Below are 25549 nucleotides of genomic sequence, written 5' to 3'. Positions count from 1 at the left end.
AAAAGGGTTTCCGGTAGATTAAGTGGTTTTGTAAGTGCCGCGGCGGACCCGCTGAATTTTTCCCAAAGAGTCCAGCCGGTAAATGATGTTTCTCAGTTTTTTGTCTTCAAATCCAGTGGCATCCATGATGGTTTTGAAATCAACCCCGTCGGGATACCCGGCAATGATTTCCAAAGCGATTGCGGACGCACTTTTCCGCCTGCCCGTTTTTTTGCGGGGTTGCCGTTTTGTGCCGGGCTGCTTCTGTTGAATGAGCTGTTCCAGCGTGTCAAGTCTGGCATGAAGATGGTTGATATCCTCTTTTGTGGGCATATCCAATCGTTGCAGCAGGGTTTTGATAAGCCCTTCCCAGTTGGTTCCAAGGTCCACGTTGTGTGACATGACGTATCTCCTGATTATTAAAGGTTGTGTTTTTACGTAATAATCCCGCGTGTACCGGTCGTGCCGGTATTGAATATTACGTCGTATTAACGTATATTATTAATTTGCGTGGTTTAAAATTACTTCTTGAAATAAAGAAAGTCAAGCAGCAATATGATATATCCAGGGCAGTTACTCAAAGAAAAACAGATTTATGCCGGTAAGGAGATGGGGCAGAATTTTCTGTCAAACCCGGAAACAGCCCGTATGATTGTGGACCGGACCGGTATTGATCGCCATACAAGGGTGCTGGAAATCGGCCCCGGTTTGGGCGCCTTGACCATTCCCATTGCAAAAATAACCCGCCATCTCACGGTGGTGGAAAAGGACCGGCGGTTGATTCCCTTGCTGACGCAGGTGCTTGAAAGCCATGAGATCGACTGGGTCCGGGTGGTGAACCAGGATTTTCTGAAAACCGATATTGCTGCTTTGGCCCAGGGGCAGAAACTGGTGGTCATGGGCAATCTGCCCTACAATATTTCGTCTCAGATTCTGTTTCAATTGATCCGGGCACGGGATTCGGTGGGCAGCGCTTTTTTGATGTTTCAAAAAGAACTGGCGGACCGGATCCTGGCAACTCCGGGCAATAAGGCTTATTCGCGGTTATCTGCGGTTTCCCAATATGCCGCCGATATAAGGCGGCTGGTGAACATCGGGCCGGGTGCTTTTTTCCCGAAACCGGCCGTGGATTCCACGGTGCTGTCATTTGATTTTTTTTCTTCCCGGTCCTTTTCTCCGGACATGGAACAACAACTGTTTACCGTGATCAAGGCGGCATTTTCAAAGCGCCGAAAATCATTGAAAAATTCTCTGGTCGGCCCGGATCTCGGGCTGGACAAACCCACGATTGCCCAAGCGCTGAAAAGCGCTGACATCGCCCCGGAACGCCGGGCCGAAACCCTGAGTGTGAAAGAATTTGAGACATTGACCCGGGCGGTGGAACCGTTTTTAATAAAAGAGTGAAGATGAAAATTTGTGTTTGGATGGTGAAAACCGATTCAGAATAAAAAAGGAAAAATCATGATCAGAGCCAATGAAAATTATCAGAAATTAAAAGCGTCCTATCTTTTTTCAGATATTGCCCGGCGTGTGGATCAGTTCCAGAAGGAAAATCCGGATATCCGGGTGATTCGTCTGGGCATCGGAGATGTGACAAGGGCCTTGCCTCCGGCGGTGGTAACCGCATTCCACAAAGGCGTGGATGACATGGCAGATGACGCCACGTTCCGGGGATACGGCCCGGAACAGGGGTATGCGTTTTTACGGGAAAAAATTGCAGCCCATGATTACCAGGCCCGGGGAGCGGATATCTCGGCGGACGAGATCTTTGTCAGTGACGGTGCCAAATGTGATACCGGCAATTTCCAGGAACTGTTTGCCAAAGATATCAAAATCGCGATTCCGGATCCGGTGTATCCGGTGTACCTGGATACCAATGTCATGGCCGGCAGAACCGGGGAATTTGTGGACGGCCGTTATAAGGACATTGTCTACCTGGATTGTATCAAGGAAAACCGGTTTCTTCCCCAGCTGCCGGAAACCCCGGTGGATTTGATCTATCTGTGTTTTCCCAACAACCCCACCGGCACCTGCGCCTCCAAAGCTGATCTGACCCAGTGGGTGGATTATGCCCGCAAGAACCACGCATTGATCTTGTTTGATGCAGCGTATGAATCTTTTATCCGGGATGTATCTTTGCCCAGAAGCATCTATGAAATAGACGGGGCCGGGGAAGTGGCCGTGGAATTCAGAAGTTTTTCCAAAACCGCCGGGTTCACCGGGACCCGGTGCGGATTTACCGTGGTTCCCAAAGAATGCCGGGTGTTTTTGAACAACGGGGAGACCGTGTCTCTGCACGGGCTGTGGAATCGCCGTCAGAGTACCAAGTTCAACGGGGTTTCCTATCCCGTGCAAAAAGCTGCAGAAGCCGTATACACCCGGGAAGGACAGGCCCAGATCGGTGAATTGACCGCCGGGTATCTGGAGAATGCCGATATCATCGGTAAAACCATGGTCGACTTAGGATTTGACTATGTGGGCGGAGACAATTCCCCTTATATCTGGGTGGACGGCCAGGGCCGGGATTCCTGGGATTTTTTTGATCTGCTGCTGCATAAAGCCGGGGTGGTATGTACGCCGGGCGGCGGATTCGGCAGATGCGGCAGTCCATATATCCGGATATCCGCGTTCAACAGCCGGGAAAACGTGGTCGACGCCATGATGCGGATGAAAGAGGCATTGAAATGAGTCATTTTTTTAAAGTGAAAACCCTGGACGATGTCCTGTCCATGACCCGAAATTTCGATCCTGCTGATACCGAGAGGGTGGATATCAGTGATGCGTTTTCCAGAATCCTGGCACAAAACCTGACAGCGCCCGGGGATATGCCGGGATTTAGGCGGGCCACCATGGATGGATTTGCCGTCAATGCCGCTGCTACCTTCGGGGCCTCGGAATCCACACCCGCCTGGCTGGAGATCCAGGGAACGGTTCTGATGGGTCAGGTGCCGGATTTTGAACTGGGGCCCGGAAAAGCCGTCCGGATCTCCACCGGGGGCATGCTGCCCAAAGGGACGGATGCCGTGGTCATGGTGGAGCATACCCAGACCATAGATGATGCATCGGTCGAAATTTATAAAAGCGTGGCACCGCTTCAGCATGTGATCGATGCCAATGAGGATTTTTCATCCGGGGACGTGGTTCTGGAAGCCGGTACATTCATCCGTCCCCAGGAGGCCGGGCTGGCTGCCGGGCTGGGGTTCACCACGCTGCCCGTACACCGGGTGCCGAAGGTGGGTATTATTTCCACGGGAGATGAAATTATTCCCATCGACCAGGAACCGGCCCCGGGCCGGATCCGGGATATCAACTCCTATGCCCTGAGCGGTTTTGTTCAGGAAGCCCATGCCAAAGTGATCCGGTACGGGATTGTCAAAGATGACCCGGATCAGTTGCGTGCGGCGTGTGAAAAAGCCCTGGCACAAACCGATATGGTGCTTATTTCCGGGGGCAGCTCCGTGGGGACCAGAGATTATACCGTGGAGGTGCTTTCCGCGCTGCCCGATACCCGGATACTGGTCCATGGCATGTCTGTGAGCCCGGGCAAACCCACCATTCTGGCAAAAAGCGGCACCAAGCCGGTATGGGGTTTGCCCGGCCAGGTGGTCTCCGCCATGGTGGTGATGAAAATGGTGGTGATCCCCTTTTTAAACCGGATTCAGGGGTACAGACAACCGAAACCTGTGATGCGGGTGCCGGCTATACTGACCCGGAACGTGGCGTCTGCCCAGGGCCGTCGCGATTTTGTCCGGGTGATGCTGGAAAACGGCCCGGAGGGTATGACGGCAAAGCCGGTTCTCGGCAAATCCGGCCTGATTCGAACCATGATTCATGCAGACGGTCTTCTGGATATCGGCGAAAATCTGGAAGGGCTGGAGAAACATACCGTCACCCAGGTGATTCTTCTTTAAAATGCCAACATGAGGAAAGCAGTGATGACATCTAAACGAAATGTGTATCTGGATACACAACCCATTGAAACAGCCCGGCAGATTCTGATGGACCGATTTAAAGACCGGGTTACCGATGTGGAGACCATCGATGTGACAGCCGCCCAGGGGCGTGTTCTGGCTTCACCGGCAATTGCTAAACTGTCCAGCCCCAATTTTCACGCGGCTGCCATGGATGGGATGGCCGTGGATGCGAAACAGACATTCGGTGCCAGCGAAGATGCCCCCAAAGTGCTGGTTCCGGAAGAAACCGGTTTCTGGGTCAATACCGGCCATGCCATGCCGCCCGGCACCAATGCCGTGATCATGATCGAACATATCAATATCATTGATGAAACAACCGTTGAAATTGAAGCACCCGTGTTTCCCTGGCAGCATGTGCGAAAAATGGGAGAAGACATCGTGGCCACCAAACTGCTGTTTCCCAGAGGCCATCAGATCAATGCCTATGCCATGGGAGCTTTGTTGTCCGGGGGCGTGTTTCAGGTCAATGTGTACAAAAACCCCCGGGTCCTGATCATTCCCACCGGGTCGGAACTGGTTCAGTGGCATGAGACATCTTTGGAACAAATGGTTCCGGGACAGGTAATCGAATCCAATTCCACGGTGCTCAAAGCCCTGTGCCGGGATAACGGGGCTGTTGCCGATCGTCATCCCATGCTCAAGGATGATCTGGAAACAATTACAAACGCGGTGGACCAGGCAGTGAAGGGCGAGTATGACATGGTGTGCATCATTGGCGGTTCCTCAGCCGGGTCTGAAGATTTTGCAAGGCCGGTGATGGCATCCTTAGGCCGGGTCATGGTTCACGGGGTGACCATGATGCCCGGGAAACCGGTATTGATGGGAGATATCTCAGGCAAACCGGTATTCGGTATTCCCGGATATCCGGTTTCCGCCATTGTGGCATTTGAGCAGTTTGTGGGGCCGCTGCTGCGCTTTATGCAGAAACTGGCACCTGTGGAAGACCGGTTTGAACCGGTGGCTCTGGCCCGGAAAATCGCTTCCAAACTGGGGCAGGATGAGTTTTTGCGGGTAAAGATCGGATCCGTGGACGGGCGGCTCATCGCCTCCCAGCTGCCCAGGGGGTCGGGCAGTATCACCACATTGACCGAAGCCGACGGCATCATTCAGATCCCTAGGGATGTGGAAGGGATTTCCGAAACCGAAACCCCGACTGCCCGATTGCTCAAACCCTTGTCCGCCATCGAGAATACCCTGGTGATCACCGGGTCCCATGACAATACCCTGGATCTTTTGGCCGACCAGATGCGGCGCGATCATGACGGCATTAATATCTCATCGAGTCATGTGGGAAGCATGGGCGGGCTCATGGCGATTCGGAACAATGCCTGCCACCTGGCCGGGGCCCATCTCCTGGACCCGGAAGACGGTTCCTATAATGTCAGTTATATCAAAAAATATCTGCCCAATATGCCGGTGCGCCTGGTAAATCTGGTCATGCGGCAGCAGGGATTCATCGTGCCCAAGGGCAATCCGGAAAATATCGGGTCCATCAAGGATCTCAAAAACAAAAAACTGCGGTTCATCAACCGTCAGGCCGGTTCCGGCACGCGAATTCTTTTTGACTATAAGCTGCTGGATGCCGGTTTGACCCCGGCGGATATCATCGGATATGACAATGATGAATATACGCATATGTCGGTGGCTGTGGCCGTGTTGTCCGGCCGGGCCGATGCGGGTTTGGGGATCATGGCAGCGGCCCGGGCACTGGATCTGGACTTTGTGCCCATTGTTACGGAATCTTATGATCTGGTGATACCGGAACGGTTTTTCAATACACCCAATGTCCAAATTCTGCTGGAGACCATTGTCGGCGATGCATTCAAGCAAAGGGTTCAGGCCTTGGGCGGGTATGGTGTTGAAAGAACCGGGCAGGAAATCCAGATATAAAAAAACGGCGGGTTTATCATCAAGATAAACCCGCCGGATCAGTCGAATCAATTGTCAGTAATTGTGGATGTTACTGACGCTGGTTTGACCTATGGGTGAAGTTCCACCCGTCGGTTGAGGGAACGGCCGATGTCGGTGCTGTTGAGAGCGACCGGTTTGCTGAATCCGAATCCCTTGGTGGTCAGCCGGTCTTTTGAAATACCGTTGTTTGCAAGGTAGTCAGCAACGGCATTGGCGCGTCTTAAAGACAGGCCCATATTGTACTCTTCGGTACCGATGTTGTCGGTATGTCCCTGGAGTTCCACGTTCATGCCGGGGTTCTTTTTCATGATTTCCACCACTTCATCCAGCAGAGGATAGGCTTCCGGTTTGATCACAGCTTTGTCGAAATCAAACAGGACATCTTCCAGAATCCAGCAACCCACCGCATTCACCCGGGCACCGGCCGGGGTGCCGGGGCATTGGTCATCTTCATCATAAACGCCGTCACCGTCAGAGTCATTTTTTACCGGTGCCGGAGCGGGTGCCGGAGCGGGCGCGTCTTTAAGGAATACCTGAGATACGAATCCAGCCATGCCGCCACTGGGCAAAAGATCGTCTGCCGTGGTGAAAAAACCGCATCCACCGATTTCAGTAATGTCCTGAAGCAGTTGACGTCCTTCGGGTGCATCTCCTACCAGCACCGGGTAGATGCACAGGGAGGAACCGAATCTGTCTTTAAGTGCCTGGGCCTGGGCCCGCACATCGGTCATGTCTTTACCATCACTGATGATAATCACCGCATTGTTCGTTCCGGGCAAAGTTTCCAGATCGGTTTGAGCTGCTGCCAGGGCCTCATCCAGGGGGCTGGTTCCGCCCGGTTTGGTCACATTCCCCAATCCATCCGCCATCGCGGCAGTCGCATAGGGTTCCATGCCGTAAAACAATCTTGTTTTGTTTGTGCATACAGAGGGGTCATGACCAAACGTCCGGAGACCGGCGGTTTGACCCAGTTCCGGGATTGTCATGTTCATACGTTCGACAACGGTTTTGGCGATGTCAAATTTGTTGTCATGCCGCATGGAGCTGGATGCATCCATGATCACCAGAAAATTGTCCACTTTGGATTCTTTTTTCTCCAGATCGAACTGAGCCGGAGTGAATGTGCCGAAATCAACCGGCTCTTTGGCGGCACAACCGAACAGAAATGTCAGTGCCAGCACGGATAAAAAGCTTTGAATAACCCATTTTTTTTTCATTTTTTTCTCCTTGTTTTGATTAGGGTTAACGTTGACGGGTAGTGAAATAATTTGACTTTTTAGATATATAATCGAATTCAATATGCCATACCGATTCGTTTCTAGTTAAGGATCATACAAAAGATTTTGGGTGAAATCAACTGAAATTAATATTCTGTTTTATAAATTAGGATTTCTTTTTTTTCAAAAGGGTGCCCTTCATCCGCTTTCCTGTTCAACTAAATTCTTGCAATTTCGGGCGAACAATACTATTTAAGGATGCTGTTTTTCACAGCCGCTCAGATTAACACTCAATGTCTTTGATCAAGGAAATGGCAAGTTATATGGAAATATATCAGGCAGTCATACTCGGGATTTTACAGGGATTGACCGAATTTTTACCGGTGAGCAGCTCCGGTCACCTGGTGCTGGGACAGCTTTTTTTCGGCATCACGGAATCGTCTCTGGCATTCAATATCAGTGTGCATATGGGAACACTGGGGGCTGTGGCGCTGGTGTATTTTGCCGACATCAGGGGCATGGTGTTGTCCGTGCTGTCTGGTATGGCAAAGACAATCAAACGGCAGCCGGTTGCGTTTGAATCAGATGCGCATTTGAAGCTGGCCGTGTTCATTATGGCGGGATCGGTTCCCACCGCCCTTATCGGTATGGGGTTGAAAAAATTCGAGGATGTCTTGTTTACATCCGGGCTGCTGGTGGGAGCCATGCTTCTGGTGACCGGAACCATTCTGTGGATATCCCGGGGTTTTTACCGGACTGAAAAAACCGGAACCCCTCTGGATCTGAAAAGGTCTTTGATCATCGGTGTCAGCCAGGGGCTGGCCGTGATTCCCGGTATTTCGAGAGCCGGTACCACCATTGCCTGCGGTATGTTCTGCGGCCTGGACCGGCAGACTGCGGCCCGGTTTTCATTTATATTGTCCATCCCGGCTATTTTAGGGGCACAACTCATCAGTATTCTGGAATCTTTGGACCAGGGCGTACAGTTTGACGCCGTCGTGATTTATGGTACACTAACGGCATTTGTCAGCGGGTTGATGGCATTGAAACTGCTGATAAAACTGGTGCATGCGGGGAAATTTCATCTGTTCGCCCCGTATTGCTGGGTGTTGGGAATTCTGGTGGTGTTGTCAACGATTATCTGAAATTTTTTCAAGGAGGAGATATATGGAGTCAGGAATTTTCAGAGAATATGATATCCGGGGGGTGGCCGGTGTTGATATCCTGGATGAGGATGTGAAAAATATCGGCAAAGCCTTCGGGACCCTGGTGAACCAGAAGGGCGGACAAAAAGTATCCGTGGGCCGGGACTGCCGCCTGACATCGGACAGATATTCGGATCTGTTCATACAAGGGGTGTTGTCCACCGGATGTGATGTGGTGGATATCGGCATGTGCCCGACACCGATGCTGTATTTTTCCATTCAGCACCTGGATCTGGGCGGGGGCGCCATGATCACGGCCAGCCATAACCCGCCGGAATACAATGGATTCAAACTCATGAACGGCCAGGATTCCATTCACAGTCAGGGGTTGCAGGAGATCCGGAAAGTCATTGAACGCAGTGCCTATATCACCGGTTCCGGCCGTCTTGCCCGGGAGGATGTCCTGACCCCCTATAAAAAATATATGACAGACCACATCACCATCCCCACCACGATTCGTCTGGGCATTGATGCGGGGAACGGCACCGGCGGCATCACGGCATTGCCGGTTTTAAAAGAACTGGGATGTGAGGTGCATGATCTTTTCTGCGACCCGAACGGGCGGTTTCCCAACCACGAGGCAGACCCCACCCAGAAGAAAAATTTGACCGATCTCATTGCCCTGGTAAAGGAAAAGAACCTGGATCTGGGGGTGGGATATGACGGGGACGCAGACCGCATCGGCGTAGTGGATAAAAACGGTGAGGTGATCTATGGGGATCAGCTCATGGTGATTTATGCCAGAGAAATCCTTTCCCGCAAACCCGGTGCCACCTTTATTTCCGAAGTCAAGTGCTCCATGGTCATGTATGACGATATCCGCCGTCACGGGGGCAACGCCATCATGTGGCGCACGGGTCATTCTTTGATCAAGAAAAAAATGAAAGAAGAAAATGCCGAGCTGGCCGGAGAGATGAGCGGGCACATGTTTTTCAAGGACCGGTATTTCGGATTTGACGATGCACTGTACGCCACCTGCCGGCTTCTGGAAATACTGGCCGCCACAGGCAAGGGCGTGGATGAACTGATCCAGGATCTGCCCAAAACCTTTACCACCCCTGAAATCCGCGTGGAATGTCCGGATGAAATCAAGTTTGATGTGGTGGCGCAAATTACGGCCCATTACAAGGCAAAACAGGAAGTGATCGATATCGACGGCATGCGGGCCGTTTATCCCGACGGCTGGGGCCTGGTGCGGGCCTCCAATACCCAGCCGGCCCTGGTGCTCAGGTTTGAGGCGTTGACCTCTCAGCGCCTGGACGAGATCCGGAAAGACATTGAAACCACCTTGAAACAGATCATTTCCCAGACAACATAAAAAGTGTAAATTTACATGCAATTATCTTCACAGCAGCAGCAGGCCGTGACCCATACCGGGTCTCCGGCCCTGATTGTGGCCGGGGCCGGTTCCGGCAAAACCCGGACCCTGACCGCCAAGTTTTCTCATCTTATCGACCAGGGGTATGATCCCCGGAAAATCCTGGCCATCACCTTTACCAACAAGGCGGCCCAGGAGATGAAATCCCGGCTCATGACCATGACCGGTCTTTCCCAGGACCGGTTCCAGTGGGTGAGAACCTTTCATTCCGCCTGCCTGATGATGCTCAAGCAGCACTGCACGCGTCTGGGATATGTGCCGCCGGTTCAGGTGCTGTCTGTGTACCAGCAGGACAAGCTGATCAAGGAACTGTGTGTGGCAAACAACATTGACAAAAAATACGCCTCCCGGATATTGTCCTTTTTGTCCCGGGCCAAAAACTCCGGCAATCCCCATCAATTTTTTGACAGAAAACCGGTGTTTTTCAATATCCGCACTGCCGATATTTTTGACCAGTATGAGGAGCGCCTGAAACAGATGAACGGGGTGGACTTTGACAATATCCTGCTGAAAACAAGGGACCTGCTCAAAGAACACGAAGATATCCGAAAAGAGTATCAGGCCTGGTTTTCATATATTCTGGTGGATGAATACCAGGATACCAACAATCTGCAGGAAGATCTGACCTCTCTTCTGTTAGGCGCCCACCGCAATCTGTTCTGCGTGGGCGATGACTGGCAGGCGGTATATGGATTCAGAGGATCCAATGTCAACCATTTTCTGCGGTTTTCCAAAAAATACAGGGATGCGAAAATTTTCCGGCTGGAGGAAAATTTTCGGTCTGCCAATGAGATCGTTCAGGTGGCCAATGACCTGATCGACTACAATCCGGACAAGATGGACAAACACTGCTTTTCCCATAAAAAAGGCGGGGTGGTGGAAATTTACGATTTTCTGTCCGATGCCCATGAAGCCGAGTGGGTGGCCCGGCGGATCAAGGCCATGAACCGCCAGGGCCAGGGCATTGCCTATGACCGCATGGCCGTGGTGTACCGCACCAAATTCTGTTCTTTGCCTTTTGAAAAAATATTCCGGGCCTTCCGGGTTCCCTACCGGCTCATGGGGGCCCAGGGGTTTTTCGAGCGCATGGAGGTTCTGGATATCAATTCTTATCTGAGTGCCGCGTTTTTTCCCAATGACGATCTGTCTTTTGAGCGGGTGGTCAACACGCCGAAGCGGGGGATCGGGCCGGCCATGATCAAGAAAATGGCAGCCATGCGCAACACCGGCACCAGTCTCCAGGATGCCGCACGGATCATGGTCAAAGAACGGGTTCTGACCCCGAAAATCCATGAAAATCTGTCCCGGGTTCTGGAAATTCTGGACTGCATCCGGGACATGGCCCCGGCCCCGGCCATGGAAGAAGTGATCGCTCAAACCGGTTATTATGAGTACCTTGAAAAGAAAACCAAGACCAAAGCGGAGTGGATCTCCAAAAAAGAGAATATCGAACAGCTGATTCACACGGCCCGAACCAAGGCGGATATGCTGTCCTATCTGGAGGAAGCGGCCCTGATCCGTGAGGACAAGGAAGACGAAGATACGGATTCCGACGGGGTGGCCCTACTCACCATTCATTCCGCCAAAGGCCTGGAATTTGACACCGTGTTTGTGGTGGGATGTGAGGAGCGCCTGTTTCCCCACTGGCGGTCCATTGACGACGGGGATGCGGCCCTGGCTGAAGAACGGCGCCTGATGTATGTGGCTATGACCCGGGCGGAACGGTTTTTATACCTGACCCATGCCAATTACCGTAAAGGGGAATTTGCCATGCCCAGCCGGTTCATCGGTCAGATCAAAGAGTGCCTGGATTAGGCCTGTTCCAATGGATCTTTTCGAAACCATCCGTGCCCCCATGGTCCGGCTGTCCCTGACCCTTTTCCGCAAGGGCAGCCAGGCCATTCCCTCCGACCACAAAGGCATTTTCGCCACTTTGTTTTTCATTATTTTTTCCACGGTCACGGGCGTGGGCATTGTGGTGCCCCTGCTGCCCATCTATGCCCATGATTTGGGCGCCACGGGATTTTATGTGGCCATGATTTTCGGGTCTTTTTCCATTTCCCGGGTATTTCTGCTGCCTTATTTCGGGCGGATGTCGGATCAAAAAGGACGAAAACCCTTTATTCTGTTCGGGTTGATTTCCTACACATTGATTTCCATTGCATTTATCTTTTCAGATACCGTGGAAGGACTGATCTTTATCCGGTTCATCCAGGGGGCCGGATCCGCCATGATCATGCCCGTGGTCCAGGCCTATGTGGGGGAGATCACTCCCAAGGGATCGGAAGGATATGCCATGGGGCTGTTCAACTTATCCATGTTTCTGAGCATGAGTCTGGGCCCGCTCATGGGGGGGGTGATACAGGATCTGTGGTCCATGGATGCCGCGTTTATCAGCATGGGGCTGCTGTCTTTTATCGGGGTAATGCTGTGTGTATGGCTCCTGCCGCCTTTGTCCGAGGAACGGCTTCGGTCCGGGCACCAGGCCCTTCAGATTCCCTGGGCCCTGGTGGTTAAAGACAGGGAACTGTTGGGCCTGTTTTCCTTCAGGTATGCCTATACTGCGTGTATCGGTGCCATATGGAGTTTTCTGCCCCTGTTCGGGGCCCAGATGTTCGGTCAGTCCGGTGCCAGAATCGGTCTTCTGGTGACCCTGGGCGTTTTCATATCCGGGATGCTGCAACTGCCCATGGGATATCTGGCGGATCGCATCAGCCGACAGGCCATGGTCGTTTCCGGTGGGGTCATCGCCACTGCCGGCATGATGTGGATTTACTTTGCCGCTTCATTTTTTGATCTGCTGGGTGCCGTGTCCTTGTTCGGTGTGGGCGGCGGGATCGCCATGCCGGCCATTACAGCCCTGGCCGTGGTCAATGGAGAGCAGAAAAAAGCCATGGGATCGGTGATGGCCATATTGACGGTGGCCCACAGTTTAGGCATGCTCACCGGAGCGGTGGCAGCCGGTCTGGCCATGGATTTTTTCAGTCTCAGGCTGGCGTTTCCCGTGTCCGGTATGGTCATGGCCCTGGGCACGGGTGTGTTTGCCTTTCTTCATTTTTCCAGATGCTTTCATCGGTCCTGAAAAGAAAAAAATTACAGCACAGGGATTAAAAATCGTAAAAATGTGATAAAATGAAAGGTCATCTGGAAAATTATAACCAGACATTGAAGAAAAATTTGAAGAAAAAAAAAGGGGGATATGGTGAAATCAATGTATGTCATGACGTGGGCTGCCGTGTTTACAGCCGTTGTTACGATGCTGGCCGGCGGGTGTGCGTCCAGCCGGTCGTCGGAAGTGTATTCCAGGGATCAGGCCCGTCAGGTCCAGACCGTGATGATGGGGACTGTGGAATCGGTCAAGTATGTCACCATCGAAGGGACCAAAACCCCGGTGGGAACCGCTGTCGGCGGGGTTGCCGGCGGGGTGCTGGGCAGTACGGTGGGAGGCGGTTCAGGCCGCACAGTGGCAACCGTGATCGGTGCTTTGGCCGGAGCTGCTGCCGGGACTGCGGCGGAAGAAGGCATCACCCGGAAGCCCGGCCTTGAAATTGTTGTGACAAAAGACACAGGCACCACCATTGTGGTGGTCCAGGAAGCGGATGTGGAAGTGTCCCCGGGAGACCGGGTCCGGATCATCACCGCGGCTGACGGCACCACCCGGGTGTCCAGATAATTTTTTAAAACCATCCATCTGCAAGTTGTGATTAAATAAAAGAGACATTAATGAAAAAACAAATTCAGACCAACGACAAATTGCGCAATATCGCCATCATCGCCCATGTGGACCATGGAAAGACCACCCTGGTGGATGCCATGTTCCGTCAGAGCGGCATTTTCAGGGAAGGACAGCAGGTGGATGAACGCCTCATGGACAGCATGGATCTTGAGCGGGAGCGGGGTATTACCATTGCCGCCAAGAACTGTTCCGTGGTGTGGAAAGATGTGAAAATCAATATCATCGATACCCCGGGCCATGCGGATTTCGGCGGGGAAGTGGAACGGGCCCTGTCCATGGCGGACAGTGCTATCCTTCTGGTGGATGCATCGGAAGGCCCGTTGCCCCAGACCCGGTTCGTTTTGAAAAAAACTTTCGAGGCAAGGCTGCCGGTCATGGTGATCATCAACAAGATCGACCGCAAAGATGCCCGGCCCGATGAAGTGCTGGACATGGTGTATGATCTGTTTATCGATCTGGAAGCCACCGAGGATCAGCTGGATTTCATCTATTTTTATGCCATCGGCAGAGACGGGATTGTCAAAAGAGAACTGGATGCGGATGTGCCCCATCTGCATGACCTGTTTGATACCATTGTCGAACAGATGCCTCCCCCGTCCTATGATCCGGAAGCCCCGTTTCAGATGCTGGTGTCTGATCTCGGATATTCCGACTATCTGGGACGTCTGGCCATCGGCAAGGTGTTCAACGGAGCTGCCGCGTCCAATGAATCATTGGTGTGTCTGGGAGAAAATGACCACCAGATTCTGTTGAAAGTGACCAAACTGCAATCCTATAAAGGCATGACCCTGGTGCCGGTGGACCGGGCCGATCCCGGCGATATTGTGGTGCTGTCCGGTATCGAGGATGTCAGGATCGGAGATACCATCTGTACCCGCCAGGCCCCTTGTGCCCTGCCCCGGATCACAGTGGATGAGCCCACGGTGTTCATGCAGTTTGCCATTACCAATTCGCCGTTTGCCGGCAGAGAAGGCAAATATGTCCAGTCCAGGAAAATCCGGGAACGCCTGCTCAAGGAAACCTTGAAAAATGTGGCCATTGAGGTGGAAGACAGTACCACGGACGAAAGTTTTGTGGTCAAGGGCCGGGGCGAGCTGCAGCTGGCCATTTTGATTGAAACCATGCGCCGGGAGGGGTTTGAGCTTTGTGTGAGCCGGCCAAAGGTGATTTATAAGCAGGGTCAGGGGGAAACTCTGGAACCGATTGAACATCTTTTTGTGGATTGTGAAGAGGATTTCATGGGGGTGGTGACGGAAAAACTGTCCATCCGCAAAGGCAAAATGACCAATTTGGTGAACAACGGCAAAGGAAGGGTCCGCATCGAGTTTTCCATCCCGTCCCGTTCCCTGATCGGTTACCGGGACGAATTTCTCACCGACACCCGGGGTACCGGGATCATGAATTCCTATCTGGCGGGATACGAGCCGTTCCGGGGGGAATTCCCCGTGCGTTTCAACGGGTCTCTGGTCTCAGACCGGCAGGGCACGGCCGTGCCCTATGCCCTGTTCAACCTGGAACCCCGGGGCCAGCTGTTCATTGTGCCCGGCACCCCGGTGTATGAAGGTATGGTGATCGGTGAGCACAACCGGGCCACAGATATTGATGTCAATCCCTGCAAAGAGAAAAAACTCACCAATATGCGGGCATCGGGCAAGGATGAAAACGTGGTGTGTACGCCCGTGCGGGAGATGACCCTGGAAAAAGCCATCCATTTTATCACAGATGATGAAATGGTGGAGGTGACCCCGGTGTCCATCCGGTTGCGCAAAACGATTTTAAATGCCCAGAAGCGGCACCAGATGGCCGGGAAACTCAAGAAAAAAGAGAAGGAATAGAAACGCCGTCCCCCCGGGGCACCCTGTGACCGGCCCGAGATTTTCAAATCTGACGGCCCGGCCCCAAGGCACCCCGGGGGACTTGTTCCACGTTATTGGCGTTCATCCTGTCTGTGATGGTCTGATGTGATCTGTTCAGGTCAAAAAAACAGATCGCATCAGGCATGGATAATTTTGAAGTCACTGCCTTCGGGGTGGTCTGCCTGGAACCGGGTCAGACGGTCCGCCAGTTCGTTGAACCGCTCTTTTCCGGTCAATGACACACAGGCCCGCAACCCTTCGTGGCGGTCACTGCCCGTGGTGCTCAAGGAGATGGCGCTGATGCCGTAATAAAGCAGTTCCTCCACCAGTTCCACGCCCGTGAATCCCGGGTAGGAGATGGTGAAATAAAACCCGTCGGCAATGGGTTTGTCATCATCCATGTCATACACAATCTTGAATCCGTTTTGCGTAAACATCTGTTTCATGGCCCCGGCCCGGTCCCCGTATTCTTTGACATGGTCCACAAAATTGAATTCCCCGGAGTTCACTGCTTTGAGCAGCCCTAACAGCCCGTACTGGTTGGAGTGGGACACCCCGGAGCTTAACGCATACATGGCCCCGAAAATATAGGCATATCCGAACCGGTCGCTGCCGAAAAACGATTTGAGATTGTTGCCGGTGGAGTGGAACAGTTTTTCCGGAATCGCGGACATGCCGATGCGCTGGCCGGCCATGGAAAAAGATTTGGAACTGGAGATCAAAAGAATGTAATTGTCGGTGAACTTGGCCACGGACGGAATGAACGGGGGCTGGCCCGGTATGGAATAGTTTTTCCGGAAATCCATACCAAAATAGGCCAGATCTTCCATGACAATACAGTCATATTGGGTGGCCAAAGAGCCGATGGTTTCAAGTTCTTTTTCTGTAAAGCAGATCCAGGCCGGATTGTTGGGGTTGGAATACATGATGGCGGCCACATCCCCTTGTTCCAGAAATGATTCCAGCTTGGGCCCCAGTTTGTCGCCTCGGTATTCATATACATCAAAATGGGCAAAGGGCAGTCCCAGAACTTTTGCCTGAAGCTTGTTCACTGGAAATCCCGGATCAATGAACAAGAGTTTTTCTTTCCCCTTGATCCGCCGGCTGCAGCACATCATGGCCATGTAGCAGCCCTGCATGGAGCCTACCGTGGGAAAGCAGGACTCTGCCGGAATCTCAATGTCCACAAAGTTTTTCACAAACGCGGAGATTTCGGTTTTCAGCTGGGGGATACCATCAAACGGCGGGTATTTGGAGCCAACCCCCTGTTTGAGGGCTTCAATTTCCGCATCCACGGCTATCTGCGGCGGGGCCAGACCAGGCACCCCCATTTCCATGCGGATGAAGGCGTCGCCTGTGGCGGTTTCAATATTGTTCACAATCCGGTTCAATTCCCGGATGGAGGCCATGCCCACAGACTCCAGGCCCATTTTATCAATTTCCTGTTTGACAATTTCACGATTGATCGGGGTTTCCATTCACGTCTCCTGAAAAAATCTGATTAAAAAAATAATCAACTATTAACCGGCAAGAGTGTACGGCCTTCCTTGGTTTTTTTCAAGAATTAAATAGCTAAAAAGAATGACAATGATGTAAAGACACTTCAGAACAAGAGAATTCAGGGTTGTTTCCCGGTCATTTTGTCATGGAATCGCTGCACATGATCTGTGATGATGGCGGATGCGGCAGCCCCGTTTTTTGATTTCATGGCGGCAATGATCTTGTCAAAGTCCTGGAGGTTTTCCAGGGTCCGCTCCCGGTTCATGGGAAGAAAATCCTGGTAATACCGATGAATGTTGTCATGTATACTTTTCTGGACAAACTGGAACACGGGATTCCGGGTCATGGTGCCGATATAGGTGTGCATGGCTTCATCGGTTTTCAGGAAACTTTCCCAGTCCTGGATATCATAACAATGCCTGGCCCGGGCCTGCATTTGCTCCAGTTTTTCAATGTCTTTTGGGGTGGCCCGTTCCGTGGCCAGTTCCACCAGGCTGCCTTCTATTTTGATCCGGAATTCGGACAAATGTTCCAGAGATACTTCACCGGACTGGATCAGCAGTGCCAGAGATTCCATGAGAGGATCCGTGTCGATCTGCTTGACAATGGCGCCGCCGGCGACCCCCAGCTTGATTTCAATCAGTCCTTTCTGTTCCAGGACCCGCAGCGCTTCTCTCAGGGTCCCCCGGCTGGTGTTGAACATCTCCTTGAGGTCCCGCTCCGCTGGCAGCCGGGTGCCAGGGGCCAGTTTCTTGGTCAGAATGGCCTCTTGTATCTGGTCGACCACGTCTTGAAAGACCCGACTCTGTTTGGCGCGCTTAAACATAAAAAAATCCGTTTTTCCGCTTGAATTGTCTATGGTGCAACCCAGTTCTTATGGCTCCTAATCCTAATGGTTAAACCATTTTGTTCCCCTTTGTCAAATCTTTTCAGGGGAATTGAACCCATGGCAAGGAATGCGGCAATAGAGGTTGTAAAAAATAACTGTTCAATAATGAAATGACCGTTATCTGGAAAGTGATGCCTGGAGACCGGTCAATTATCGGATATTTTTTCGTGAATATGGCCGGTGTTTTCTGCCCGAAGGCCTCCGGGAAGCGGTGACAACGTCTTTCTGCCGCTGTTTTTTGACAGGGTCTTTTTCCACAAACACAGACGTTCGGGTGAACGGATCACGGCCTGTGTGATACATCAGGGTGGAATATGTGGCCGGCGTGGGGGTGAAAATCTGGACCTGCTCGGGCGTGGTTCTCAGTTTGTCTGTGGTAAAGCGTTTCAAAGAAGCCATGTCGGCCTGGGTGCATCCGGGGTGGGCCGCCATCAGGTAATAGGTTAAAAACTGGGGTTTGCCGCAGTCGGCGGACAATTTGTCAAACGCAGACTTAAAAGCCAGCAGATCATCAATGGTCTGTTTGCCCATATGATTTAACACATGTTTTTCACAGTGTTCCGGTGCCACTTTGAGCTGGCCGGACACATGGTCTTTGACCAGTTTTTTCAGAAACGCCATGCCATGTTTTTTGTCCTGCAGAATCAAATCGTAACGGATTCCGGAGGTGATAAACACTTTTTTGATGCCGGGCAGGGCGTACAGTTTTTCCAGCAACTCCAGGTATCGGGAATGGTCCGGCCGCAAAGTGTGGCAAATGTCGGGGAACAGGCAGCTTTTGTCCTGGCAGGCCCCTTTGGATAATTTTTTCGGGCACTCATACCCGTACATGTTGGCGGTGGGTCCGCCCAAATCCATGATGTTTCCTTTAAAATCCGGATGGGCCGTAAACTGCCGGGCCTGCCGGAGAATGGAACCCGGGCTTCGGGACTGCACCGTTCGGCCCTGGTGGACCGTGATGGCACAGAACCGGCATTCCCCGTAGCATCCGTAATGGGTGGGGATGGCAAACCGAATGGTGTCCAGGGCCCGCACCGGTCCCATGGCCTTGTAAAAAGGGTGGACATCATGTTCATATGGAAGATCGTGGATTTCGTCCATCTGGGCCGTGGTGGAAACAGGTGACGGTGGATTCAGCACCAGGTACCGGTCCTGGTGGGCCTGACACAGCTGTTGCCCTGTGACCGGATCGGTGTTGCGGTAAAATGTGGTGAATGCATCCGTGTAAGCCCGGCTGTTTTTGGCAACCGTGTCAAAACAAGGCAGTTCCACTCCTTTCCGGGTTCCGGAAATATAGGCGATGCCGGGGATGTTTTCCACGGGTTGTTTCTGTTTCAGGGCCTGTGCCAGAACGCGGATGGTGGTGTGCCCCATACCAAACACCAGGTAATCAGCTTTGGCGTCAAACAGAATGGACCGCCGGATTTTGTTGGACCAGAAATCATAATGGGCCATGCGCCTCAGGCTGGCTTCAATACCACCTAAGATTATGGGGGAACAGGGTTTGCAGAACCGCCGGATCAGGTTGGTATAGGCGATCACAGCCCGGTCCGGCCGGCGATTGTTGATATGGCCCGGGGTGTAGTCATCGATCTTTCGCCGTTTTTTCAAAGGCGTGTAATTGGCCACCATGGAATCCACGGCCCCGGCCGTGACCCCCCAGAACAAAGCCGGGGGGCCTAAGCGCAGGATATCCTTGTCCGTGTTCAGGTCGGGCTGGGCAATGATCCCCACCCGGAATCCGTCTTTGATCAGGATTTTGCCGATAAGGCTGATGCCCATGAAGGGCGAGTCAATATAGGTATCGCCCGTGACCAGAATGATGTCCAGTCGGTTCCAGCCCAAAGCAGTCACCTCGGCCATGGTGGTGGGGATGAACATGGGCTGTATCAGCAGTTGGAATTCATCGGATCGGTACGATTTCCAGCCAGTATCCGTCCGGATCATTGATGAAATAGATGCCCATATCTTTGTTTTCATAACAGATGCAGCCCATCTGTTTGTGAAGGGCGTACGCCGCGTCAAAGTCATCGGTTTTAAATGCGATGTGAAACTCTTCATCCCCCAGATCATAAGGAGTGGTCTGGGATTTGAGCCAGGTCAGTTCCAGTTTGCAGGGGCTGGTGCCGTCTCCAAGATATACGATGATATAACTGCCGTCATCGGCTGTGGTGCGCCGGGTTTCCTTCAGCCCCAGCGCTTTTTCATAAAATACCAGGCTTTTGTCCAAATCCAGGACATTGATGTTGAAATGGTCGATGGTAAATGTCATTGTTTCCCTTTCGTTATTTGCAGGTCTGTTTGAGACGGTTGTAATCAATGGCCCGCTGGATGGCAATACCGCTTTGTTCGGCAATGGCCAGGGCAAAATTGATGTCCGCATGGGAGAACTGCCGCACCTCTTCGGTGAGCAGGCGTAAAATGCCGATCACTTCCTCGTTGAACGTGACCGGGACAGCCAGAATACTGCTGATGCCTTCCAGTTCCGCTTCTTTGTGATATATGGTGTGAAGATCTGTTTTGGCATCCAGGATCACCACGGGTTCTCCCTGTTTCAGATAATAAGTGGCCAGTTCCTTGTCTAAAGGCCCTCTTTCCAGATAGGTCTGACTTAATCCATACGCGGCTTTTAATTCAAGATCGCCCTTGTTTTCTTCCATCAGGCGGATGGTGGCGGCTTTCAAATTCATGACTTCAGGCAGACGGGTGACAATCAAATCCAGGATTTTGTCCAGTTCATAGGTGGTATTGATTTTTTTGCTGATGGCATGGATGGTTTCAAAATAATCCAACTGGGTCTGCTGATCGGCGAAAATCCGTGCATTTTCAATGGCAATGCCGCATTGTTCGCCTAAGGCGGCGACAAAATTGATTTCATCCGGGTTGAAATGATGCGGTTTTTTGCATAATACCCGCAAAATGCCGACATTCTTGCCCCGAATGGAAATCGGCACTACCAGAATGGATTGAATACCCTCTTGTACGATGCTTTCTTTGTATTGAATCCGGGGATCATTGGCTGCATCTTCAATGACAATGGGGGTGCCTTCAAGGGCCTTGAAAACCGGTTCTTCATGGTCAATGGGGCCGCGATTCAGGTAGGCTTCACTTAAACCGCTGGCACTGCGCAAAACCAGTTTTTTGTCGGCATCGTTCAAAAGACGAATGCTGGACCCATCCACGTCCATGATTTCCGGCAGCGTTTGTGTGATCAGTTTAAAAATATCATCAATGTTCTCTGCGGTGGTAATTTTTTTGGTCACATCAATAAATAGATCAAAATATGACGCTTTGCATGTGGCTAATTCCATTTAATACCCTTTTGGTTCGGTTAATTGAATGTGTCCGGTCATGACGTGAAATAGTAAAACTTAAATATATTTCAGCATTTGGTTCTGTCAATAAAAAATATATCCGGCCTGGTTGATGAAAATGTCTGTTTCCCTTTTAGGGGTTTCATTGCTATACTGGCATCATGAATGGAAAAAGGACGCAACCAAATCGTATTTTCCAAAATATGCCATCCGGTTGCCAGGTGATCCAAATGGGGTGGCATCTTTTTCTGGTGATGCTTCTGGGCTGGATTGTGGTCGGGTTGCCCATGGATTCGTCCGGTTTTTCTTATACGACATCGGATTTTAATCAGTTCCAGTCCAGGATCATTGATCATCGGAACCGGGTGAATCCAAAATTCAAAAAAGTACTGCGCCGGCAGACATTGTATATTATCGTTCATACATCAGAGCTTGGCTTGTCCGCTACCCTGCGGGTAGTGGCCAAAGGCAAACAGTTGACAAACGGCCGCAGCACACCCGGGGGGCATGCCAATTACGTGATCGCCCGGAACGGAGACACCTACCGGATACTGGACAAACAGTTCCGGGCCGACCATGCCGGGCTGTCCATGTGGAAAGGCCGGAAAGATATTTCCTCGGTTTCCATCGGCATCGAGCTGGTGGGATACCATAATGCGCCGCTGACGGATGCACAATACCGGTCCATGGGGTTGCTGGTCAAGATTCTTCAAAACGTTTACCGCTTAGGCGATCACGCAGTGCTGACCCACAGTCAGGTGGCGTTCGGCAGGCCCAATCCCTGGTTTCCTAAAGATCACCGGGGCAGAAAACGGTGTGCCAAAAATTTTGATCGTGCCCGGGCCGGACTGGGACCAACGCTTGATAATGATCCGGATGTTATCGCCGGACGTCTCTTGCCGGACCCGTACCTGGCAGAGCTGTTTTACAGCCCCGGGCCTGCGGTGGCCGCCCGGATTGCCGCCACGGGTCCGGTTCCCGAGCTGATTTCAAAAGACCGAACCGCCTGGTCCATTGCCGGAGAAGAATATGACCATCCGACTACCGTATATGTGCTTCCCGGTGGCCGACGGATTACCGGAGACCAGATTGCCGGCGCAGTCGGATGGCATCTGCTGCCGGTCAGCACCCGGGTTCTGTTGAACCAGGAGACGCAGCCGGCTGAAACCAATATTCTGGAATATCCAGTAAAAACCATCACCGACCAGATGACAGCCTGGTCCCATGCCGGTCCGGCATATAAATTTGATTCCACCATCTATTTTCTGCCGTCCGGTATTGTCCGGTCCGGATCCCGGATCCCCGACTGGGATGATCTGCCTGTGAACACCCGTTTGATTGTGGGATATCAGGGACCGTTTGCCGTCACCCGGCAAAAAACCGCCTACCGGATTGCCGGTCACAGGTACAAAGAACAGACCACCGTGTATTATCTGCCGCCCGGGCGTGTGAAAACCGGCGCGCAGATAACCAATTTCGCCGGCCTGCCGCAAGGGACACTGCTTTACCTGCCCATGGACAGTCTGCCCCCGGGATAATTGCAGACGTCAGTATGTGTAAAACATCTGTTGAATTTGATGCCGGGGAACTCTTTTAAACAGCGCCAGCATGAGCAGTATGCGCGCCTTGGCAGGATTGAGTTCATCTGAAGCAATAAACCCCAAAGTGTCGTCATCCACTTCCATATTCCGGCCCACCGTTCCGGTCGGTACCCGTGAACTTCGGACAATGCAGAACCCTGAAGCCGCCTTTTGGGCGGCTTTTTTTATTGTGGCCTGATTCATGTTTCCATTGCCGTCACCGGCAATGACAATGCCTTTGGCCCCGGCGGCTGACGATAAGTCGATCAGATCCGGCGGCATATCAATACAGGCATAAATGATGTCCACCCGGGGCAGTGTCGGATGGGGGGGGTGACAGAACCGGCTGGAAAATTCACTCAGATAGGTGTGCCGCCTGAAGGGGAATCGAAAATAGGCGGTTTTCCCGTAATTAACGGTTCCCACCAGGCCGTTGACAGGGGATAAAAATGTTTCCACGGATGTGGTATTGGTCTTGGTCAGAGAATGGGCCCCGTGAATCCGGTCATTCATTACCACCAGGCACCCTCGTTCCCTGGCATTGGGATCAGCTGCCACAGCCACGGCATTGAACAGGTTCAAGGGGCCGTCCGCTGAAATAGCATTGGCCGGCCGCATGGCCCCGGTCAGTACCACGGGCTTGGGGCTGTCGACGGTGAGATTCAGAAAAAAGGCGGTTTCTTCCATGGTGTCGGTGCCGTGGGTGACGACAATACCGTGAATGTCCTCTTTTTTCATCAGTTCGTTGATGCGGCAGGTCAGTCGGATCAGAATATCAAATGACATGTCCTGGGATCCAACATTGGCGATCTGTTCTCCTGAAATATCGGCCAGCCGGTTCAGATCCGGAACCGCATCGATCATATCCTGAATGGTCATTTGTCCTGCACAGTATTCGGACTGGGAAGGCGTTTGGCTGATACCGGCAATGGTACCGCCGGTGGCCAGAATCCTGACGTGGGATTTCATAAAAAAGCCCCTTTAAAAACAACCCGATTTTTTGGTTGATACCGGTGTGACATCTGCTGATAACATAGCAGACCGGTTTGTTTTTTGCCAGACGTTAATCAGAAACTCAATGAATCTGCTTGAAAAAATAAAGGTTCATGGCTAAGATACCCAAAATGAAACCCTCCATTAGAATATGCAGCCTTTTAATCATGTGTCTGGTATCAGCTGTAACCGTTACCTCCAGGATCTGTGCTCAGGATCAGGTCCCGGTGATGGCAACGGTGTCTGAGCCGCCGGTCCTGGTTCAGGCACAGATGTGTGAAGCCATTGAAAGGTTTCAGCCGGTCAATCCGGCGGTTGTTTTTTCCATTTCTCTGGGACGGGTCTATTGTTTTTCCGCGTTTGATCCGGTTTTTGAAGAAAGCATTGTGTATCATCGCTGGTACCGGCAGGACCGGTTGATATCCAATGCCCGGCTGGTGTTGAATCCGCCCAAATGGTCTTCTTTCAGCAGTATGCAGCTCAGGCCTGCGGACAAGGGGCCCTGGCGGGTGGAAATTGTCGACAGCCGTGACAAATTGTTGAAAACCCTCCGTTTCAGCATTTCAGATTGATTGATGATAGCAAATTTTTTTGATATCGGGTGGCAGAACGGGTTGGATATTGCCCTGAATACCTATATTCTTTTTCGGCTGTATGTGCTGTTCCGGGGGACCAATGTGCTGCGGGTGCTTCTGTTCATGGGGGTGCTGCTGGTTTTCAGGCAGGTGGCATTTTCCATGGGACTGATCATCACCAGCTGGGTGATGCAGGGGGTCATTGCCGTTGCCGCCCTGGTGATCATTGTGGTGTTCCGCAACGAAATATCATCGGTGCTCAAAACCAGGGATCTGAAATTTTTTTTATGGGGGATTCCCCGTCAGCAGCTGAAAACTCCGGTGGGAATCATTGTTGAAAGCGTTTATGAACTGGCCAGACAAAAAATCGGCGCGCTGATTGTGCTGCCCTTGAGCAGAGGGATGGAAAGTGTGGTTCAGGAGGGAATCACCTGGCAGGGAAAACTGTCCAAAGAGATGCTCATCAGTATTTTCTGGCAGGACAATCCGGTTCATGACGGGGCCGTGGTGATCCAGGGAGACCGGATTACGGATGTGGGTGTGATTCTTCCCCTGTCAAAACGCACGGATCTGCCTTCCCGTTTTGGTACCCGGCACCGGGCCGCTATCGGTCTGGCGGAACAGACCGATGCCATGGTGATCGTGGTATCTGAAGAACGGGGCAAAATTACGCTGGTCCGGGACAAACAAATTTACGACATCAATGATGCCGCTGTGCTTGAAAAAATGCTGATTCAGCATGCTGGCGGAGACTCCTCTGTCAGGGATTTAAAAAAACAGACAAGGGAACTGGCGATTGCCGCTGCCGTGTGTCTGGCCTGTGTCACCGGGCTTTGGCTCAGTTTTTCCAGGGGGGTGGAAACGCTGGCCACCCATGATGTCCCCGTCGAATTTGTCAAAACAGATCAGAGCATGGAAGTCTTTTCTTCATCTGCCAGCAGTATCCGGCTGCTGGTCAGCGGTTCCAGACCTCTGATCCGGTCTTTGAAGCCGGACCGCATCAATGTCAAGCTCAACCTTACCCATACTACGCCGGGTAAAAACAGCCTGTCAGTCGGGCGGAATGCAGTTTCGCTGCCACCGGGCATTTCAGTGAAAAGCATCGAGCCGTCCATGCTGGAGGTGTTTGTGGATGTGCCTTTAAAAAAGGAGATTGCGATTCAGGCTTTCTGGGTCGGCAGCCTTTCTCAGGATCTAATCATGACCCAGGCCTTGATTGAACCGGAAAAGATTTTGGTTGTCGGACCTTCCCTGGCTCTCCGGGAGATCGAAACCCTTTTTACCGAGCCGATTTCCCTGGACGGCATCACTGAATCGGGTAAAATCACCACAGGTATCGTTTTTACCCCCTCCACCATCCGGCCTGATGATCAGAAGAAAACCAGTGTTCAACTGGAATATTCAGTCCAGCAGCGATAGAAAACCGCTTCCTGAAAAATTTG

At 52.1% G+C, this 25549-nt stretch carries 21 protein-coding genes; 13 read left to right on the top strand and 8 right to left on the bottom strand.

Going from position 1 to position 25549, the window contains the following annotated elements; all coding sequences use genetic code 11:
- Window positions 1–18 precede the first annotated feature (18 nt).
- Window positions 19–381 (bottom strand): hypothetical protein, encoded by a 363-nt coding sequence (locus tag DPO_RS18745; RefSeq protein ID WP_006967904.1) that lies wholly within the window; start codon window positions 379–381, stop codon window positions 19–21.
- A gap of 153 nt (window positions 382–534) precedes the next feature.
- On the opposite strand from DPO_RS18745, the gene rsmA reads away from it, so the two are divergent.
- The 4 genes from rsmA to DPO_RS18725 are packed head-to-tail and all read left to right on the top strand — an operon-like array spanning window position 535 to window position 5843.
- Entirely contained in the window at window positions 535–1383 is an 849-nt protein-coding gene (gene rsmA / locus DPO_RS18740) for a 16S rRNA (adenine(1518)-N(6)/adenine(1519)-N(6))-dimethyltransferase RsmA (RefSeq protein ID WP_006967903.1), read from the top strand.
- Window positions 1384–1440: 57 nt separating this feature from the next.
- Window positions 1441–2667, top strand: coding sequence for an LL-diaminopimelate aminotransferase (locus tag DPO_RS18735; protein WP_006967902.1), 1227 nt, complete (start codon window positions 1441–1443; stop codon window positions 2665–2667).
- The gene (locus DPO_RS18730) at window positions 2664–3890 is read left to right on the top strand and encodes a molybdopterin molybdotransferase MoeA (protein WP_006967901.1); all 1227 of its coding nucleotides are present in this window, start codon (window positions 2664–2666) and stop codon (window positions 3888–3890) included. Before DPO_RS18735 ends, DPO_RS18730 begins: the two co-directional genes overlap by 4 nt.
- A 24-nt stretch (window positions 3891–3914) precedes the next feature.
- Complete coding sequence (locus DPO_RS18725; RefSeq protein WP_006967900.1) at window positions 3915–5843, top strand: molybdopterin biosynthesis protein; 1929 nt, start codon at window positions 3915–3917, stop codon at window positions 5841–5843.
- A gap of 89 nt (window positions 5844–5932) precedes the next feature.
- On the opposite strand, the gene DPO_RS18720 is transcribed toward DPO_RS18725, so the two are convergent.
- Entirely contained in the window at window positions 5933–7081 is a 1149-nt protein-coding gene (locus tag DPO_RS18720) for an OmpA family protein (protein ID WP_006967899.1), read from the bottom strand.
- Window positions 7082–7404: 323 nt separating this feature from the next.
- Between DPO_RS18720 and DPO_RS18715 the strand changes: the two genes are divergently transcribed.
- The 6 genes from DPO_RS18715 (at window position 7405) to typA (ending at window position 15235) form a co-directional block, all read left to right on the top strand.
- Window positions 7405–8226 (top strand): undecaprenyl-diphosphate phosphatase, encoded by an 822-nt coding sequence (locus DPO_RS18715; RefSeq protein WP_040012097.1) that lies wholly within the window; start codon window positions 7405–7407, stop codon window positions 8224–8226.
- A 22-nt stretch (window positions 8227–8248) separates the two neighbouring features.
- Window positions 8249–9604 carry a phosphomannomutase/phosphoglucomutase gene (locus DPO_RS18710; RefSeq protein ID WP_006967897.1) on the top strand — a complete coding sequence of 452 codons (1356 nt, stop codon included), beginning with the start codon at window positions 8249–8251 and terminating at the stop codon, window positions 9602–9604.
- Window positions 9605–9619: 15 nt separating this feature from the next.
- Window positions 9620–11479 carry an ATP-dependent helicase gene (locus tag DPO_RS18705; RefSeq protein ID WP_006967896.1) on the top strand — a complete coding sequence of 620 codons (1860 nt, stop codon included), beginning with the start codon at window positions 9620–9622 and terminating at the stop codon, window positions 11477–11479.
- Between the two features lie 10 nt (window positions 11480–11489).
- The gene (locus tag DPO_RS18700) at window positions 11490–12746 is read left to right on the top strand and encodes an MFS transporter (protein ID WP_006967894.1); all 1257 of its coding nucleotides are present in this window, start codon (window positions 11490–11492) and stop codon (window positions 12744–12746) included.
- 117 nt (window positions 12747–12863) lie between these two features.
- Entirely contained in the window at window positions 12864–13337 is a 474-nt protein-coding gene (locus tag DPO_RS18695; RefSeq protein ID WP_024333246.1) for an outer membrane lipoprotein, read from the top strand.
- Between the two features lie 50 nt (window positions 13338–13387).
- Window positions 13388–15235 (top strand): translational GTPase TypA, encoded by a 1848-nt coding sequence (gene typA / locus DPO_RS18690; protein ID WP_006967892.1) that lies wholly within the window; start codon window positions 13388–13390, stop codon window positions 15233–15235.
- Between the two features lie 158 nt (window positions 15236–15393).
- Here the strand turns inward: typA and DPO_RS18685 are convergent, their stop codons facing one another.
- The 5 genes from DPO_RS18685 to DPO_RS18665 all read right to left on the bottom strand — a co-directional run bounded on the left by DPO_RS18685 (window position 15394) and on the right by DPO_RS18665 (window position 20956).
- On the bottom strand, window positions 15394–16734 hold the full coding sequence (locus DPO_RS18685) for a pyridoxal phosphate-dependent aminotransferase (protein ID WP_006967891.1): 1341 nt from the start codon (window positions 16732–16734) through the stop codon (window positions 15394–15396).
- Window positions 16735–16874: 140 nt separating this feature from the next.
- Window positions 16875–17582 carry a FadR/GntR family transcriptional regulator gene (locus DPO_RS18680; RefSeq protein ID WP_006967890.1) on the bottom strand — a complete coding sequence of 236 codons (708 nt, stop codon included), beginning with the start codon at window positions 17580–17582 and terminating at the stop codon, window positions 16875–16877.
- A gap of 213 nt (window positions 17583–17795) precedes the next feature.
- A complete protein-coding gene (locus DPO_RS18675) occupies window positions 17796–19526 on the bottom strand; it encodes a YgiQ family radical SAM protein (protein WP_040012096.1) in 1731 nt (576 codons plus the stop codon).
- Window positions 19527–19548: 22 nt separating this feature from the next.
- Window positions 19549–19917, bottom strand: a complete 369-nt coding sequence (locus DPO_RS18670; RefSeq protein ID WP_006967888.1) for a VOC family protein — start codon at window positions 19915–19917, stop codon at window positions 19549–19551.
- A 13-nt stretch (window positions 19918–19930) separates the two neighbouring features.
- Window positions 19931–20956: a GAF domain-containing protein gene (locus tag DPO_RS18665; RefSeq protein ID WP_006967887.1), complete on the bottom strand. Its 1026-nt coding sequence runs from the start codon at window positions 20954–20956 to the stop codon at window positions 19931–19933.
- A 233-nt stretch (window positions 20957–21189) separates the two neighbouring features.
- Between DPO_RS18665 and DPO_RS18660 the strand changes: the two genes are divergently transcribed.
- On the top strand, window positions 21190–22497 hold the full coding sequence (locus DPO_RS18660; RefSeq protein WP_006967886.1) for an N-acetylmuramoyl-L-alanine amidase: 1308 nt from the start codon (window positions 21190–21192) through the stop codon (window positions 22495–22497).
- 9 nt (window positions 22498–22506) lie between these two features.
- Here the strand turns inward: DPO_RS18660 and DPO_RS18655 are convergent, their stop codons facing one another.
- Window positions 22507–23508, bottom strand: a complete 1002-nt coding sequence (locus DPO_RS18655) for an asparaginase (protein ID WP_006967885.1) — start codon at window positions 23506–23508, stop codon at window positions 22507–22509.
- A 191-nt stretch (window positions 23509–23699) separates the two neighbouring features.
- Between DPO_RS18655 and DPO_RS18650 the strand changes: the two genes are divergently transcribed.
- Together DPO_RS18650 and DPO_RS18645 are read left to right on the top strand one after the other, a co-directional pair.
- Complete coding sequence (locus DPO_RS18650; RefSeq protein ID WP_236609995.1) at window positions 23700–24104, top strand: DUF2914 domain-containing protein; 405 nt, start codon at window positions 23700–23702, stop codon at window positions 24102–24104.
- 3 nt (window positions 24105–24107) lie between these two features.
- Window positions 24108–25526 carry a diadenylate cyclase gene (locus DPO_RS18645; RefSeq protein ID WP_006967883.1) on the top strand — a complete coding sequence of 473 codons (1419 nt, stop codon included), beginning with the start codon at window positions 24108–24110 and terminating at the stop codon, window positions 25524–25526.
- The last annotated feature ends 23 nt before the right edge of the window (window positions 25527–25549 follow it).

The sequence above is a fragment of the Desulfotignum phosphitoxidans DSM 13687 genome (assembly GCF_000350545.1).
Taxonomy (GTDB): Bacteria; Desulfobacterota; Desulfobacteria; order Desulfobacterales; family Desulfobacteraceae; genus Desulfotignum; species Desulfotignum phosphitoxidans.
The sequence above is the reverse complement of the archived record's forward strand: the minus strand, read 5'-3'. Positions and strand labels throughout refer to the sequence as shown.